Annotated in this window: 17 protein-coding genes; 7 read left to right on the top strand and 10 right to left on the bottom strand. The window is 62.4% G+C overall.

Annotated elements, in window-relative coordinates; translation table 11 throughout:
• Positions 1-350 precede the first annotated feature (350 nt).
• Positions 351-1,100, bottom strand: coding sequence for a bestrophin-like domain (locus tag AB4Z51_RS42500; RefSeq protein WP_085398738.1), 750 nt, complete (start codon positions 1,098-1,100; stop codon positions 351-353).
• Between the two features lie 33 nt (positions 1,101-1,133).
• Positions 1,134-2,471: a TAXI family TRAP transporter solute-binding subunit gene (locus AB4Z51_RS42505; protein WP_085398739.1), complete on the bottom strand. Its 1,338-nt coding sequence runs from the start codon at positions 2,469-2,471 to the stop codon at positions 1,134-1,136.
• A 310-nt stretch (positions 2,472-2,781) separates the two neighbouring features.
• Here AB4Z51_RS42505 and AB4Z51_RS42510 point away from each other — a divergent pair, with 310 nt between their 5' ends.
• The 3 genes from AB4Z51_RS42510 (at position 2,782) to AB4Z51_RS42520 (ending at position 4,918) form a co-directional block, all read left to right on the top strand.
• Entirely contained in the window at positions 2,782-4,059 is a 1,278-nt protein-coding gene (locus tag AB4Z51_RS42510; protein WP_244623211.1) for a metallophosphoesterase family protein, read from the top strand.
• Positions 4,060-4,121: 62 nt separating this feature from the next.
• On the top strand, positions 4,122-4,556 hold the full coding sequence (locus AB4Z51_RS42515) for a hypothetical protein (protein WP_085398740.1): 435 nt from the start codon (positions 4,122-4,124) through the stop codon (positions 4,554-4,556).
• Complete coding sequence (locus AB4Z51_RS42520) at positions 4,553-4,918, top strand: hypothetical protein (RefSeq protein WP_028151240.1); 366 nt, start codon at positions 4,553-4,555, stop codon at positions 4,916-4,918. Before AB4Z51_RS42515 ends, AB4Z51_RS42520 begins: the two co-directional genes overlap by 4 nt.
• Before the next feature lie 91 nt (positions 4,919-5,009).
• Here AB4Z51_RS42520 and AB4Z51_RS42525 read toward each other — a convergent pair whose 3' ends face one another.
• The 6 genes from AB4Z51_RS42525 to AB4Z51_RS42550 form a co-directional block, all read right to left on the bottom strand.
• Complete coding sequence (locus AB4Z51_RS42525; RefSeq protein ID WP_085398754.1) at positions 5,010-5,687, bottom strand: hypothetical protein; 678 nt, start codon at positions 5,685-5,687, stop codon at positions 5,010-5,012.
• Between the two features lie 181 nt (positions 5,688-5,868).
• Positions 5,869-6,432, bottom strand: a complete 564-nt coding sequence (locus AB4Z51_RS42530) for a hypothetical protein (RefSeq protein WP_085398741.1) — start codon at positions 6,430-6,432, stop codon at positions 5,869-5,871.
• Between the two features lie 20 nt (positions 6,433-6,452).
• Positions 6,453-8,039 (bottom strand): tetratricopeptide repeat protein, encoded by a 1,587-nt coding sequence (locus AB4Z51_RS42535; RefSeq protein ID WP_085398742.1) that lies wholly within the window; start codon positions 8,037-8,039, stop codon positions 6,453-6,455.
• 202 nt (positions 8,040-8,241) lie between these two features.
• Entirely contained in the window at positions 8,242-8,724 is a 483-nt protein-coding gene (greA, locus tag AB4Z51_RS42540; RefSeq protein ID WP_085398743.1) for a transcription elongation factor GreA, read from the bottom strand.
• 92 nt (positions 8,725-8,816) lie between these two features.
• Positions 8,817-9,302, bottom strand: a complete 486-nt coding sequence (locus AB4Z51_RS42545) for a hypothetical protein (RefSeq protein WP_441499556.1) — start codon at positions 9,300-9,302, stop codon at positions 8,817-8,819.
• Positions 9,303-9,472: 170 nt separating this feature from the next.
• Positions 9,473-9,811 carry a hypothetical protein gene (locus tag AB4Z51_RS42550; protein WP_085398744.1) on the bottom strand — a complete coding sequence of 113 codons (339 nt, stop codon included), beginning with the start codon at positions 9,809-9,811 and terminating at the stop codon, positions 9,473-9,475.
• A 254-nt stretch (positions 9,812-10,065) separates the two neighbouring features.
• Here AB4Z51_RS42550 and AB4Z51_RS42555 point away from each other — a divergent pair, with 254 nt between their 5' ends.
• Positions 10,066-10,299 (top strand): DUF3551 domain-containing protein, encoded by a 234-nt coding sequence (locus tag AB4Z51_RS42555; RefSeq protein WP_085398745.1) that lies wholly within the window; start codon positions 10,066-10,068, stop codon positions 10,297-10,299.
• Positions 10,300-10,625: 326 nt separating this feature from the next.
• Positions 10,626-12,164: a peroxidase family protein gene (locus AB4Z51_RS42560; RefSeq protein WP_441499557.1), complete on the top strand. Its 1,539-nt coding sequence runs from the start codon at positions 10,626-10,628 to the stop codon at positions 12,162-12,164.
• Between the two features lie 88 nt (positions 12,165-12,252).
• On the opposite strand, the gene AB4Z51_RS42565 is transcribed toward AB4Z51_RS42560, so the two are convergent.
• Together AB4Z51_RS42565 and AB4Z51_RS42570 are read right to left on the bottom strand one after the other, a co-directional pair.
• Positions 12,253-12,771, bottom strand: coding sequence for a hypothetical protein (locus tag AB4Z51_RS42565; protein ID WP_085398747.1), 519 nt, complete (start codon positions 12,769-12,771; stop codon positions 12,253-12,255).
• Between the two features lie 38 nt (positions 12,772-12,809).
• Positions 12,810-14,357: an acetolactate synthase large subunit gene (locus AB4Z51_RS42570; protein ID WP_085398748.1), complete on the bottom strand. Its 1,548-nt coding sequence runs from the start codon at positions 14,355-14,357 to the stop codon at positions 12,810-12,812.
• A 269-nt stretch (positions 14,358-14,626) separates the two neighbouring features.
• On the opposite strand from AB4Z51_RS42570, the gene AB4Z51_RS42575 reads away from it, so the two are divergent.
• Both AB4Z51_RS42575 and AB4Z51_RS42580 read left to right on the top strand, forming a co-directional pair.
• A complete protein-coding gene (locus AB4Z51_RS42575) occupies positions 14,627-15,205 on the top strand; it encodes a L,D-transpeptidase (RefSeq protein ID WP_063985416.1) in 579 nt (192 codons plus the stop codon).
• Between the two features lie 84 nt (positions 15,206-15,289).
• Positions 15,290-16,105 carry a DUF2927 domain-containing protein gene (locus tag AB4Z51_RS42580; RefSeq protein ID WP_085398749.1) on the top strand — a complete coding sequence of 272 codons (816 nt, stop codon included), beginning with the start codon at positions 15,290-15,292 and terminating at the stop codon, positions 16,103-16,105.
• Positions 16,106-16,212 lie beyond the last annotated feature (107 nt).

Raw genomic sequence — 16,212 nt, forward strand, 5'->3', positions numbered from 1 at the left:
TTCCTTCCTTCTCGCTGCAGCCGCCCAGAACCTCCGGAAACTAGCCAAGCTGATCCCAGCGCCGCAGCCAAAACCGACCTAAGAGGCGGTCGGTTCGCGCTGCGAATTGCGGCCGTCTTGCTCGAAGACCGACTTCTTCAACGGAATCGGCCCTTAGCCGACCTCGCTAATTTCCCAAATGTCCGCTTTGCCCTCGCAAGCAGAATCAGGCAGCCGACCGACATGGGCCAGATTCGGACATCGCAGCACAATGGGCATCTTGATCAACTCGAAAAACCGCTGCAGCAGGTCGCGACGACCACGATAGCAGTCGGGGCTCGCTCTGGCCGGCAACCTCGATCATGCGAACGTTAGGGACCGAGCGGCGTGAGGGCGCTGCGCAGTGGCGCGCTGGAAATCTGCATCAAACCCGCAAATGGCTGACCCAGCTCCAGGACCAGGTAGATCGCCCCGGCGGCCGACAGTGCAAAAACGAACAGCGAGCCGAAAACGGTTGCGCTGGGCTTGGCAAACAGGCCGAAGCTTCCAAAGATGATGGTGAGCCAGAAAATCAGCACCACCAGGAACGGCATAGGGATCGAGTTGTTCGTCTGTGCGAACAGCAACAGGCGGGTTTGCGCAATGTCGGTGGCGATCTGTATGGCCCTGGCTTGCAGGGAGCGCTGGGAATCGTTCTGCGGCGAAAGCTCCTGAAGCTTCGCAAAGAATGCTTCGCTTACGGCGCTGGCCTCGAAGGGGTTCGCCTTGGCAACCTCGGAACTTTTCTCGCGCCACATTCGATCGGCTAAAACAACGATGGCGCGCCGCAACAGATTGCGTTCGTCATTCGCCTCCGGTCCGTACTGCGCCAGCAGATTGTCGAGCAGGACAACATTACTCGTCATCTGCGTGACTTGAGTGCTCTGCGTGTCGTAGGAGCCCTTCGCCGAGGCGATCAGCAGACCGAGGACAAGCGCGGCTATCGTCCCGATGAGGCCCGTGCCCAGCCTGACCACATCCTTGTCATCCGTGCTCAAGTGATGCCCAGGAAGGAACATACCGAGCAGGGCACCGCCTGAGATGCATAGAAACGTGATGCACGATAGCGCGATTGCATTCATGATTCACCACTGTGTTGCGAGGCGTGTCGTGACTTAGCGCTGTGTCGCCTTCGCCGCGGAGGCAACTGCGGGTCCCTTGGCGATCAATGTGCGTCGGTCGTGAATCAAGCTCTCCAGCCGGTGGGCTGCCACGTTCAATGTGGCATCATCCACCGCGCTCTCGTCTCCAGCAGCGGATTTGGCGAGCTCCGCCTTTAGAATGCGGTCGATTTCGTCTTCGATATCCGAAAGTTCAGCCTCTGTATCGACTTTCCGAATCCGGCGCGCCAGGGCGTAGAGAGAATCGAGCGGGCCTTCGGCTGCGCGGCTGCCGAGGCCCAGGAATTTCCACGCCGCCGCAAGCATGGTGGCAGCGCCACCCAGTACCATCGGCGTCAAATAGATCCAGTTGCCGTACTCATCCATGAAGCTTTGCGTGGTGCTGTTGTAGACGGCTGCGGCGCCAGGGTGCAGCGGAAGGTAGGCATCCTGGTCGGTGCTGGGCGCGGTGATCTGCGCGAAAATCGGCTGCTCACGCAGAAGATTCCTGCGCGCGCTCATGATCGCCTCCGTGAGGTCGGTTACCAGATCAGTGCCAAGCTTCTTTTGCGCAACCAGATATAGCGAGGTCCTCAGAGTCGTCAGGTCATCTTCCGGGACCGGCGGCGATCCCCGCAGTGTGCCCTTCGGGACGTCGAAGCTTTCAAAAGCGCGCTCATTCTCTGCAATTGCCCCCGCGGACTCGATTGGGATCAGTACCGGGGTCTTTTTACGGTCAAGCTGAAAAAATCCGCGAACGAGCGAGAGGTATTTTTCGGCGAGCGGGATCACGACAAGCAGGGCGCTGACTTGCTTTGACTGAATGGCTTGCCGGACATCCGTCAAAGCAAGGTTCTTGAAGACAACTTTTGCGCCCGCCAGATCGTATCCCTTGGTCAACACATCGACAATTTTGGCGTTCACTGCTCCGCCGACCACGCCGACCGTGCGTCCCTTCAGGTTGGCAATGCTGTCGATGGACGATCCCGGCGGCGCGATGATCAGTACGACCATATGGCTGACGACGACGACGGCTTGCGCCTGCGACAAGTCGCCAACATCGCCGCGAACCACAGCGAGATCGACCTTGCCCGCGGAGAAAGCGGCAGCGGCCTCAAGCGCGGTGCCGCTGTCGATGACCTTGAGCCGGACCGGCGCGTTCGCTGAAACGAACTCGCCTGCCATCGCTGACATTGCCTTGGCCGCCTCGCCGTCGACCGAACCGACCGCCACAGTCAGCGTTACCGGGCGGCTGTAGTACCGATAGGCAAGGAGACCCGCGCCTGCCGCAAAGGCGACGACGCCGACGAGCAGGAAAAAGCGAAGCCACAGCGGCAATTTCATCGACATCATGCTCGCCACCTGTGTGGGTTCGCCACGTCCCTGCCGCTGTATTTCTGCACACCTGCGATGCCCGCAAACGTCCGCGGCCAGAATAGCTGCCAGCCGCCGCTCTACGTGCTCGCTGCTACGGCAGATGAGGACGTTGATCTATATCAAGCTCACCCACCGCTGAAGGTCTACGGGAAACGGCCGGCAAATCGGGCTGTTTGCGCGCCCTATGCGGCGGCTCATTCCCTCTCCTCGATCAGGGGTGATCATCATGCAATCCTCTTGGCCTAACGAGCCCAGTCGTCGCCTGGTTCTAGGCGCACTCGCAGCAGTGCCCGCATTCTCCGTGCCACTCGTTGCCGGTGCCCAGACACAAACAACGCCCGCGCAAGCACCGCTTCCCGCAGCCGGTTTTTCATTCGCTGCGGTCGGCGATACCCGACCGATGATGTACCTCCCGTTGAAAGAGGGACAACCGGACCTCAGCAAGTTCTTCGTCGAGATGTTCGGATTGGTCATGCCGGAAAAGGTCGCCGAGGCCGTCGTAGCGAAGGATGTGAAGATGATCTTCGATCCGGTCACAAAGGACCTGGTCAAGGTCGTCATGCCGTTCGCATCCAAGACGGAAGTGATGACCCTGACGGTAGATAAGGGTTGGGTCACTGAGGCATCCGTTGAAGACGTGAAACTGCTTCCCGGAGTGCATCGAACCATGTTCCGGCTTCAGGGCGGCGAATGGGTGACGCGCGAAATTGTCAAGGACGTTCAATCCGGTCGCGCCAAATTCGTGGTCAATAGCGGTGACGCTGTGTGGTGGGGCAATCAGGGCTTGACCGTGAGTGACAGCCCATACTGGAAGCGCGTGAACGAAACAATGTTGAAGAAGCTACCCGCGCCGGATGACGAGATGCGCGCGGCCGGTCTGGATGGGCGCTTTTTCATGAGTGTGGGTAATCATGAGGTGTGGGCCGACCCAAAGATTGAGGGCGTACTTTCGGCTGTGCCGTATCTGAAAAAATTCGGCGTCACGCCGGAAAACCTCATCTACAAATTCGACTTCAAGGGCACCCGCTTCATCTATCTCTGGAGTGGCAAGTACGATTACCGTTCGCCGTCGCTGTGGGACGCTGATCGGCCAAAATATGCCGAGCAGATGACCCAGCTTCAAAAGTGGATGGACGAGGCGAAGGCCAACGGCATTCGGAAGGCGTTTATCGTCTTCCACTATCCCGTGTTTGCGCGGTCAGGCTTAGGCCCGATCCCGGCTCCCGATAACCCGCACAAGGTGATTGCGTCGTATGCCAAGGACATGGAGGTGATCGTGTTGAACGGGCACGTCCACACCACGGAAATCTACGATGTAGATGGGGTAAAGTATCTGATGTTGGGCGGTGGGGGCGCAGAACAAGACCCAATCCTGCCGGGGCGAACCAGCATCAAGGTGCCCGCCGACTATCCGCGGGACCTTTACTGGAAGGGCCAGCCTCCGCAAGAGGAGTACAACTACGTGCTGGTGGACGTTGAACCCGGCCAGAAGACTAAGTTCACCCTCAATCGCTTCCGGCCGTGGTCGGCGGAGCCATTCGGGACTGAGGAACTCTTCACGTGACAGCAAGCGGGCAATAGGCCGGGAGTGAGGTTCTGGCGACAGTACTCCTGATTATTCACGGCTTGGTCGCCGTTGCACTGCTTGGCGCGATTACGCACCAGACCTTGGCGACGTGGGCGACTGTGGGAACGCGCCCCAGTTCGTTTTTCGGCCGCTTTCGCTCCGTGCCATCGGCCCGGTTCGCCGACGCCGTCGTCGTCTTGTATGCCATCTCCATCCTGCTCGGTGGGATCATCTATCTGTATTTTCGCGTCGACATCAGGCCAGAGTTAGAGCGCGCCGGTCATTGGCCAGCCCTGGGCTTCTTCGACCTCAAGGAGCACTTCGCCGCTATCGGTTTTGCGTTGCTACCAGCCTACTGGGTTTGCTGGCGACGGCCRCGTGCCGACGAGCCTGCTCAGACGCGCACGATGCTCACCTCGATCCTCGCCTTTGTCATCTGGTGGGGCTTCCTAACTGGCCACGTCGTAAACAACATCAGGGGTTTCGGCGCATGACGTTATCGGCTGCGTTCCGCCGCTTTGCATTCGCGTTCGGGACGACATTTGGCTTCCTCTACGTGGTTGCACTCGCAAAGGACCTTGCTCTTTTCACCGTTTTCCCGTCGCTCGGCATCGTGCTGGCGGGCACGCATCATTCGCGAGACGTTGCTGACCCTGCGATGGGATTTCTAGCTCCAGCGATGTACTGGTACGGGTGGGCCGCGACGGCCGCGCTCGGGGCACTGATCGTCGCCCTCGTTGCTGCGTCGTTACCCGGACGTTCAGTGCGAAACTTCTGGTCGGGATGGGTGTGGGTAATTCCCATCCTCTCGATGATCGCTTGCGTCTATCTCACCCTGCCTTGGTTTAGGCTCTGACTTGGGTGCTTCCGCACATGGATCATGACCGACCAAGCTCAAAGCGGGCTCTCTGGTCGGAAAACCGCTTCGCGCTCTTCCGGATCAAGCTTCAAGCAGCCCGATCCGGCCGCAAGGCCGCGTAGAGACCGACGAGGGTTCCGATGGCGACCAGGCCTGCCGCCAGCAGCACCTGCAATTCCCCATCATCGGTGGCGCCTGCGGACGACACCAGCCTGGTCACGACGACGAACAGAATGCCCACGGAGGCTGCTGCACCCACACTGAGATAAGCGAGCTCTCGCGTCAGGTTCCGGCCGAGAAGTCCGAGTGCCGTGAAATACATCGCGCAAGCGTTGGGATGAACGAACAAGGCAACGCGCGCGTACGGACCATAGGAGTCGAGAAGGGACTCACATCGGCCCAGTGCCGCTTTTGAGGCAACCCGTTGCAACATCGGTCTGAAAAAGCGAGCCTGTCCGTAACTCAGAACGGCGCCCACGATGATGGCCGCCCACGCCACGATGAAAACGGAGACATCCGCAGGCTTCGGATTGAGCGCCACGGACATCAGGATGAGGGCGGTTCCGGGAAAATAGCCGAAATACGGAAAGACCGACTCCAGGAGCACGCAAGCGAACATGAAGACCGGAAACCATGCCGAACCGGTCGCATCCTGGACGATGGCGTTCAAGTCGAACAGGTTCGTCTTGTACAGGACGAGGTACATGCACATGGCCAATCCGGCCAGCGCGTAGAACGGCAACGCCCCCGACAAAAACCGTCTCATCCAGCCGCCGCGCTTTGTTTCGCGGACAGGGCGGAGACCTTCGATATCGGGACAAGACGACGGAAACGCATGGCTCATGTTTAGGCGAATGAGATTGCCCCTGTCGATAGCAATCCTCGCCCCAGCTGCGCGGGCCATTCGCCGCATTGAAAATGCTCGCTGATCGGGAAGACGCAGTCGATCACAGACCTAGTGTGACCTCAGCCCAGTGCATCGCGGTGCTGCCGCCCAGAAACTCGATCACGCGGGGCTCGATGGTCTCCGGCCGATCGTGGCCAATGACAGCGGTCGCTGCGATCATGTCGCAACGCTCGTTGTAGACGACCGACACCAGCGTTTTGCCGGGAGCGCCACGTGAGTTGAGCGTGTAGGCGCGGCTGCGACCGTTCATCGACGCAATCCTGATGGGATGGCCGGAACCGCGTGGAGAGACTTCGCCCAGGAGAACGGTATCGCCCATGCGATCGAGATCCTCGTCATCGGCGACGCCCGTCGTGCAATTGCAAAAACCTATCTTGGCACGCAGGTACAGCGTCACCTCGACACCGCAGTCGGAAGCCCTGCAGCGGAACGCCTTTCCCTTGCCCCATTGGTCGATCGAGAAGGGCCACGTCACCTCCTGCCACACCGGCGTGGCGGAATTCGCGGCGGCATGCCGTGGCACATGGAGCCACAAGAGCGATGCCGCCAGCGCGCTTCCCAGCGAGATTGCTGCGACGGCGATGGCGGCTGCCCTTCTCATCATTTCACCGTTCTCGTTCCGGGTCAGTTGCTGGCGAGATATTGCTTCGCCGCCGCGACCTCGGGGCGTTCCGAATCGGCACTGGCCGTCAGCGTTACGAGCTGCTGACAGTTCTGTCGTGCCGCTTCCCTGTCACCAAGGGCTTCGGCCGCCTTGGCCGCTCCCGCGAACGCGTGCAAGCGGTTCGGCTCCTTCGCCTTGGTTGCCTCGAATGCAGCAAGCGCCTCCTTGGCCATGCCGCGRTCGAGCAGCATGAAGCCGTAAAGTTCGCGTGCCGGCGCCAGCGGTCCGGGCGTGATCACGTGCTTTTCCGTCTTGTCCTCGGCATCCGCCGCGGCACTCATCGCATTGAGCGCCTCGTCATACTTGCCCTCGGCGTAAAGCACCCAGGCGACGGCGACCTGACGCTGGATGTCGACGATTCCGGACCAATAACTGTCCTTGGCGTCCTGCAGCTTGTCGCGCAATTCTGCCAGCTTCTGGATGTCGGCCTTGGCGGCCTCCGGTTTGCCGGAGCGCGCCGCGCCGAGGGCCCGGGCGAAATGCGTTACCGCCATCGCAAAGTTGAGGTTGCTCGGCCTGACCGGCAGCTGCGAGGCCCCCTCCCAATCGCCACGGTCGATCGCATAACGCGCCGGCGAAGCCGCCAGCGCGTAGTCTGCCGCCGCGACCGTCGCCTTGAAGTCGGTCTCCTTGATCATGTCGTCGATGACGGCACGCGCCTGCTTGTCCTGGCCGAGCTGCAGGTAAGCATAGACCATGTAGTCCTGCGCATGCAGGTAGTTGCCGACCGACTTTTCGGCCATCGCGGCTTTCACGGAAGCGGTGTTGGAGTCGATCGATTCCTTCCAATAGCCGACGCGCGTGTAGATGTGGGAGGGCATGTGCTGGGCGTGCGGCGCGGCCGGTGCGATCTTGGCGTAACGATTGGCGGCATCGAGCCCTTTCTGCGCCAGCGCCGGGTAGTCGTAGAGATGGATCAGATAATGCGTCACGCCCGGATGCATCGGCAGCCGCCTGGAGATCGGCTCGAGAATCGCCGCGCCTTTAATTTGCTGCGCATAGGTCTTGTCGTTCAGATCCGCCGAGGTATTGAGCGTAATGGCGTAGGCGATCTGGGCTTCGTCGTCGTCTGGATATTTTGCCGCGACGCGCGCCTGCGCGTCACGCAGCATGCGCATCCGCTGGACGTGAGGAATCTTGTCGTAGTCGGCATACATCACCATCAGCGCATCGATGTAGTCGCGTTCGCGCTCGGTCGCGGCGCCGATCTCCTTGGCCTTCATGATCGCGGCGAGGCCTGGCGCGAGGTTCGGCTTTGGAATCGCATTGTGCGGATTGTCCATGTAGGTGAGCGCAATGCCCCAATAGGCCATGCTGCATGTCGGGTCAGCCTTGATGGCTTCTTCGAAGATCTCCTTGGCGTTGGCGTACCAGTAGGAATGCTGATAGCGCATCCCGCGATCGAAACGACGCTGGGCCACATCGTTGCAAGAGGTCTGGAAATGAACGCTGCCGAGCTGCTGATCTACATCGTCTTGCGCGACCAGAGCCTGTGGTCCTGATAGGCCGAAACCGGCTACGATGACGAGGAACAGGGACTTCCGCATGGATCCCTCCCTTTGCCTGATACGCAATGAATTGGTCTTGATACCCCCTCACTATATGACGTTCGCGGCTTTTGAACAGCGAAGTGAATCGCGGCAGCGCAACTGACCCAGCGGCGCCTCGAAGTTGGCGAAACCAATCCGAAGCCAGAGCCGTCGGAGTTCGATCCTTACGCGCGCATCATTCTGGCCTCGGATCGCGTCGCTACGCGATCGACAGAATCTCGATCTCTTGCGCGCCTGAACCCACGACATCGCCGACCGCCTTCCCGATCAGCGACTTCGCGACCGGCGCCACGAACGAGATCGTTCCGGCCTTTGGATCCGCTTCGTCCTCGCCGACGATGCGATAGGTCTGCACGCGGCCGTCGGTGCGGCTGAAGGTCACGGTGCTGCCGAAGGCGACGACATCGGTCGACGCCGGATCGGGAATGACCTGCGCCGTGCGCAGCCGTTCGGTCAGATAACGAGCGTCGCGCAAGGGCACCGCCGACTGTCGGCGCTTTTCGTTGACATCCTCGATGGCTTGCGCGGCTTCATAGGCCTCGCGCGCCTCGCGAAGCTGCGCCTGCAGCGCCTGCAAGCCGGCTTCCGTCACGAGGTTTGGATGCGGCGAGATCGGGCGATCCGGCAGCAGCGTCTCGGACGCAGTTTCGGCGCTTTCTTCCTTGGTAAAGGCGACGCTCAATTCAGAATCCTGTCGAACTGTTTCGGACACCCGCTCGCGCCTCGCCCCACAACGGGGAATCGCGCCGAACAGCAGCCGGTGATTGTCCCGGACTATATCTCAAGTTCGACGAAACGGCGCAGCTTGAAGACCAGGTCCGGTACGGCCTGGCGGAACCGCGTCGCGTTCTGGAACGTGGTCGAGAACGGCGCGAAGGTGATCATCGCATTCCAGTGCTTGTAACCGTAGACCGTGACGGAGGCGCCGGTCGCCGGAAAATTCTCCAGCTTGCGCAGCTCGCCAAGCACCAGATCGGCAATCGCCTCGGCAGGAAGCAACTTCTTGCCATCAGGCGTCGTCGTGATTTTCGCCGGCCGCTCGACCGGCTTCGCGGCAGCCGGCACGGCATCGGGCGCAGCGTCGGGTTCGGCCGGTGCAGGATCGGGGGTGGACGGCTCGATCAGGTCGAACCCGTTCGTCGGCGCTGTCGGCGGAACCTCGGTGAGCGGCGGCGGAGCACTGCTGTCTGCGYGCTTGTTGCCTCCCAGGATGCTGCTGATCATGGCCACAAGGCCAGCATCCTTCACGTCGTCGCTCATTTCTCCCCCCGGGCTTCGGCCTACTCTAGCACCGCTCTCGCGGACCGCCACTGGGGATGTATGGCCGGATTCCGCTTGGTTAAGGCGCTACGACAAGGCGTCACACCAAGGCCGTCACACGATGGCACCGGCGGCCCGACGTCCGATCACGTCGCCCGCCGTGAGACCCATCACCGCTTATCGAACGGAATGTACCGCTGGTACTGCCTGGGCACAGAGTTGCGGTAGCGCGCGGGCACGGTGCCGCTGTCGACCGAATGATCGATTTCCTGCTGCCGCGTCATCTTCTTCTTCGCCGGCTTCTTCGATGCGCTCTTCTTGGAGTCGGCCGGCTGGCTGGAGGTGTCGCTGGTCGCGGCCGGCGTTGTCGTCGTCGCTGCCGGCGCAGTGGTTGTCGCGGCAGGCGCTGCGGTTCCACCGGCGGCCGGCGCATTCTGGGCCAGCGCGAGCGGTATTTGCATGAAAAGCGCCAGCGCTGCTGTCGCAGCCAGCAAATATGACCTTTGCATTAGAACCTCCAAAATACCTGATCCGAATGAGACAAGCCTGGTTCTCCGGGATCGACGCGCGCAAGTCTGCTCACGATAGGCCCGGACCCCCACCGCGAACTGTGGCGTAGATCACATTGCTGGCCGCCGGCTGCGTCATGATGTGCCATGTCGCGAACGCACGGCATTCCGCCGACACCAAGATAGGCATGACATGCCTCAGACGAGCCCAGCTCGCTGACGTACCCGTCCACCCGCTCTCGAAGGAGATTGAAATGCGTCGCATCATCCTCACTCTCGCATCGTTCGCCGCCCTGGTCGCCGTAGCATCCCCGGCCGCCCAGGCACATCCTGCAAACGATCGATATTGCCTGCAGGGACGCATGTGGGGCTATCCCGGCAACTGCCAGTTCGCGAGCTATCAGCAGTGCCTCGCCACCGCCTCCGGCACGTCGGCCTCTTGTGGCATCAATCCGCGCTACGCGTTCTCGCAGCAGCGTGCCTACTGACGACGTCGCGGCGTGCGCGCCGCCGCCACACTTATTGCGTGAAGACGATCCGCTTCGCCGACAGTCCGGCGAACTCACTTGCGCGAAGCCGCTCGTGCGCGCCGATGACGAGAATGTTATCCGTCATCGCACAGGGAAAAATTTGCAAAGCGCGGCCGCAGCTTGCTCGTAACGCTCCCTCCCGGAACAACATCGATGTCGCGCAGTGTGTGAAGCAGATCGCTTGTGGCACCCAATCGCCTGATCTAGCGTGACATGCATATTCTGTTGCGAACAACTTTAGCTTTATTCGTTGCACGTCGTGACTTTTCAGGGAGGTGTTTTCAATGAGCAGCCGCCACAGCATTGTTCCGCGCGGTCTGAACGCAACGCGTTCGCCGCTTTCCCAGGGCCGCTTCGGACGCATGTTCCGCAAGCTCACGCCGGCGAAATTCGGTCCGAACGACGCCGACAATGTCGCGAACCTTTCGGCGCTGGCCGACAAGATGGTCGCCGACTTCGATGGTCCGAAGGACGGGCCGGACGCGGAGGAGAGCGGCATTCCCGCGCTCTACACCTATTTCGGCCAGTTCATCGACCACGACATCACCTTCGATCCGGTCAGCTCGCTGACCAAGCAGCAGGATCCCGACGGGCTCGTCGACTTCCGCACGCCGTCGCTCGATCTGGACAATCTCTACGGCCGTGGTCCGAACGATCAGCCCTACATGTATGACGGCATCAAGTTCCGGCTCGGCGAGAAGCTGACCGGCGCGGGCGTACCCGATGCCAGCGACCTGCCGCGCTTCAAGGGCCGCGCCCTGATCGGCGACCCCCGCAACGACGAGAACAGCATCGTCTCGCAGTTCCAGGCCTTGATGCTGCGCTTTCACAACCGCATGGTCGACGACAACGACAGCCTGTCGTTCGAGGACGTGCAGCAGCGCGTCCGATTCCATTATCAATACGTCGTGCTGAACGACTTCCTGCCGCGCATCGTTCACGCCAGCGTGCTGGACGAGCTGAGGACCGCAGGCCAGTACGACCGCAGCAAGCTCGCCCACTACCACTGGAAGACTTACCCGTTCATGCCGGTCGAGTTCTCGGTTGCGGCCTACCGTCTCGGCCATTCCATGATCCGCCCCGGCTATCGGCTGAACGATGCGGACAACATGCTGCTGCAGATCTTCCCCGACCCCAACAATCCCGACAAAAACGCGCTGACCGGCTTCCGCGCCATGGGCCCGGGACGCGCCATGGATTGGGGCCGCTTCATCGATCTGGACACGCGTCCCTACGGCGTCGAGGACGACGACACCAACCCCGACAACAAGAAGCGGCTGCAGTTCGCCTATCGCATCGACGCCTCGCTGGTCGATCCGCTGCGCAAGCTGCCGCCGGAGGTCGCATCCAATCCGTCGTCGCTGGCGCTGCGCAATCTCGAGCGCAGCTGGCGGCTCGGCCTGCCCTCAGGCCAGGCCGTCGCCAAGGCGATGAACCTGACGCCGCTGACGGATGATCRGATCATCGTCGGCAAGGCCGTCGACGAACCCGGCGCGGGCGATCCGCAAACTGGGATCGCAACCATCGCGAACGGCGTGTTTGCCGGCAATTGCCCGCTCTGGACCTACATCCTTGCCGAGGCGCGGCAATTCCAGACCGCGGTGACGATCCCGGCCACCGGCGCGCCGGCGACCGGAATCAACACGCCGCAGCTCGGCCCCGTCGGCGGTCGCATCGTCGCCGAGGTCTTCCTCGGCATGATGTTCGGCGACCATTCCTCCGTGCTGTCGCTCGACCCGCAATGGACGCCGGTGACCGGCTCCAGCTTCGCGCTGAAGGACCTCGTCGCCTATGCGCTCGGCCAGGGCGATCCGCTGCACTGAGGCCTGATGAGATGAGACCCGTTCTTTGTGCTGCGTGACAAGGCGTGGATGGCCGGGACAGGCCCGGCCATGACGCTGTGGAGACGGTCTAATGCGCGGCCCCGAGACCGCTCTCCTCCAGCCGCGCCGCAAACCATAGCGACAGCGGCTGATCGACCAGGCCGCTGACATAGACTTCCGAAATCGTCACATGCTGCCTGTCCAGCACCAGCAGCACGCCGATCCAGTACGCGAACCACACATGCGCGTCGGTCAGCGCCATCAGCTTGTGCTGGTCGTGCTCGAGCGAGGTGTGATTGCTCGCCTTGCGGATCTCGACGGCGAGCAGATTGTTCGGGATCTCGCGCTGATGCACGACGACATCGGGGTAGATCGATTTTCCCAGATGATCGTCGGTGGAGACGATCGTGCCGTGCGGCAGATGCAGCGTGCGCTCGCCGAGGCGGTCGTAGTTGCAATCGACTGACCAGCCCGAGAATTGCCGCTCCAGATAGACGGCAAAGCGGTGCGTCACCGCCCGCTCGCCGACGTCCTTCTCGAACAAGAATCCTTCGTGAGCGTAGAAGTCCCGGAGCGCCGCGATCACCTTGTTCAGCTCGGTCTGCATCTTGCCCCCCGGCCCTCGGCGCTCCCTGGTGCTGTGCCCTACATCTGGACTTCGATCAGCCGCGGCCCGGGCTCGGCGACGGCTTCGGCCAGAGCCTTGTTGAACTCTTCGGCATTGGTGACGGCGCGGCCGGGGACGCCCATGCCCTTCGCCAGCGCGACGAAGTCCAGCGTCGGACGGTCGAGGCGCAGCATGTCGTTGGCACGCTGGCCGGGCTCGCCGGCGCCGACATTGTCGAACTCGCCGCGCAGGATCTGGTAGATGCGGTTGGCGAACACGATGGTGACGATGTTGAGGTTCTCGCGGGCCTGCGTCCACAGCGACTGGATCGTGTACATCGCGCTGCCGTCGCCGACCATGGTGATCACCTTGCGGTCCGGACATGCGATCGCGGCGCCGATCGAAAGCGGCGTGGAGAAGCCGATCGAGCCGCCCATGTTCTGGAGCCAGTCGTGCGGAGCGGCCGCCGCCGTCGGCGGGAAGAAGCCGCGGCCGGTGGTCAGGGATTCGTCGACCATGATCGCGTTCTCGGGGATGGCGCATGCGATCGCCTGCGCGATCGAGGCGAAGGTCAGCGCGCCGGTCGGCTTCACCAGCTCAGCCAGGGCCTGCGGCTTGACGTCCTTCGCGCTCGCCTTCACCGCGCCGGCCAGTGCTTCGAGCGCCGCGACCGAATTCTCGCCCCAGGAGGTCATGCGATGCACCTCGCAGCCCTCGGGCTTGAGCATGCTCGGCTTGTTCGGATAGGCGAAGAACGCCACCGGATCATCGGACTCGATCAGCACGATGTGCCGGAACTTCGCCAGCATCGGCAGCGCGTTCTCGATCACGTAATGAATGCGGTCGATCGAATAGCGGCCGCGGCCGCGCGCCATCTTGGGACGGAAGGTCGGGCCCATCACCGTGCAGCCGGTCTTGCCGGCGATACGCTCGGCCAGCGCCAGGCCCTGTTCGCTCAGCGCGCTGCCGGTCATCAGCAGCAGCGTACCCTCGCCATCGCCGTGCAGGATCTTCGCGGCCCGCTCGACCGCCTGCGGCGAATAGCTGGCGCGCTGCTGCTCGGCCGGTACCTCGGCGATGCCATCGGCCTCGTTCCAGGCGGTGTCGGCGGGCAGGATCAGGGTCGCGATCTGTGGCGGTGCGCTCTTGGCGGCGGCGATCGCCGCGGCGCCGTCAGCTGCAACCGATTTGGAGTCCGGCGAGGTGCGGACCCAGGACGACATCGGCCGGGCCAGGCCCTCGATGTCGGAGGTCAGCGGCGCGTTGTAGTCGATGTGGTAGACCGCATGCTGGCCGACGATGTTGACGATGCCGGAATTCGCCTTCTTGGCGTTGTGCAGATTGGCCAGGCCATTGGCCAGGCCAGGGCCGAGATGGAGCAGCGTCGAAGCCGGCGTGCCCTTCATGCGGAAATAGCCGTCAGCGGCGCCGGTCACCACGCCTTCGAACAGGCCGAGCACGCAGCGCATGCCCGGCACGCGGTCGAGCGCCGCGACAAAATGCATCTCGGAGGTGCCTGGGTTGGTGAAGCAGACATCCACCCCACCCTTGACCATCGTCCGCACCAGGCTTTCCGCACCGTTCATCCCAAAGCTCCCTGCAACCGGCAATATTCAAATGTCCGCTCGATCAATCATTGTTCGCCGCCTCCGTCAAAGCAATAGCCGGCATCGCCGGCCTGCCCCGCGCGACGATCCGCTTGTTTGGCTAATGCTTTCAGGCAAATTAGCGTGGTTGCCGGTTTGGCAACGCCAGACGTTAAGGATGATCTCCCTCACGGGCCCGTGGCTTGCGAAATGCCCGCAAATATGGCCTGTGACTTCAGTTGAATCCGATTTTTTTACTGGGGGAAACAATGATCCGATTTTTTGCCGCGCCGATTGCCGCCATCGCATTGCTGTCGGCCACCGCCGGCGGCGCATTCGCCGAGGGGTTCGACTCGCGCGAGATCATGGGCTTCGGCCCGAGCTTCTTCCGCGGCGGCTCTAGCCCGATCCCCCGCACCACCATCATGTACAACGGCAATTACGCCCCCGGCACGATCGTGGTGAACACGAGCGAGCGCCGCCTGTATCTGGTGCTCCAGAACGGCCAGGCGCTGCGCTACGGCATCGGCGTCGGCCGCGACGGCTTCCGCTGGGGCGGAGTGCACAGGATCACCGCCAAGAAGGAATGGCCGGACTGGACGCCGCCGTCGCAGATGCTGGCCCGCCGGCCCGACCTGCCGCGCCACATGAAGGGCGGCATCGAGAATCCGCTCGGCGCGCGCGCGATGTATCTGGGCTCGACGCTCTACCGCATCCACGGCTCCAACGAGCCGGAGACGATCGGCCAGGCCGTGTCCTCGGGCTGCTTCCGCATGACCAACGAGGACGTCAGCGATCTCTACAGCCGCGTCTCGGTCGGCACCAAGGTGGTCGTGCTCAACAACTAGCCGTCGGCGAACTGCGGGAACCCGCAGGGCGCGTGAATATGCGGTCTTGTGCGTCGCTGCCGAATACGGCAGCGTCGGGTCGTAATGAGCGCATTGGCCCCGCCTTCGTCAGGCTTTCGCATCGCCCTGCTGGCGCTCGCCACTTTCGCGTTCGCCCCTGACACCGCTACCATCGCCGTCGCGGGCGAATTGCCCGCGATCGCCTCGCGCCAGCGCGCCGAGAAGAAGAGCTTCACCGACGGCGAGATCGTCGAAGGCTTTCTGAAGACGGCGTTCGGCGCCGAATACCACCTCGCCGGCCGCGTCGACCGCATCCGGAAATTCGACGGGCCGGTGCGCGTCTACGCCGAGAGCGAGCGCGCCGACCGCAAGACGCAGCTCGCCAAGGTCGTGGCCGACATCGGCAGGCGCGTGCAGCATCTCGACATCGCCATGATCGACACCAGCGAAGCCGCGAACGTGCGGGTGAAGCTGGTTCGCGACCGCGACCTGTTTCGGACGATTTCCAGCTTCTACGGCGCGGAGAAGGCGCGCGAGATCCGCACCTCGCTCGATCCGCAATGCCTGTCCGGCTTCCGCAAGAACGACAATTTCGAGATCGAGCATTCCGACGTCATCCTCACCGTCGACAACGGCGATTTCACCTTCCTCGATTGCGCCTATGAGGAACTGCTGCAATCGCTCGGCCCTATCAACGACACCGCGAGCGTGCCGTGGACCATGTTCAACGACAATGTGTCGATGGGCTATTTCGACGTCTACGACCAGTACATCCTCAACCTGCTCTACGATCCCCGCATCAAACCCGGCATGACCGTGCAGGAGGTCAGGGCGGTGCTGCCCCAGGTGCTCGCCGATGTGCGCGCCTGGGTGAAGCGCGTGAATGATTTGAAGGAGTGAGGCGCGTCTTACCCTCCCCTGGAGGGGGAGGGTCGGCTCGCGGCGCGTCAGCGACGTGAGACGGGGTGGGGTGAAAGTCTCTCCACCGAAGCGCTGCCCGTGTGGAG

It is taken from the genome of Bradyrhizobium sp. 2TAF36, assembly GCF_052114925.1.
Classification (GTDB): domain Bacteria; phylum Pseudomonadota; class Alphaproteobacteria; order Rhizobiales; family Xanthobacteraceae; genus Bradyrhizobium; species Bradyrhizobium barranii.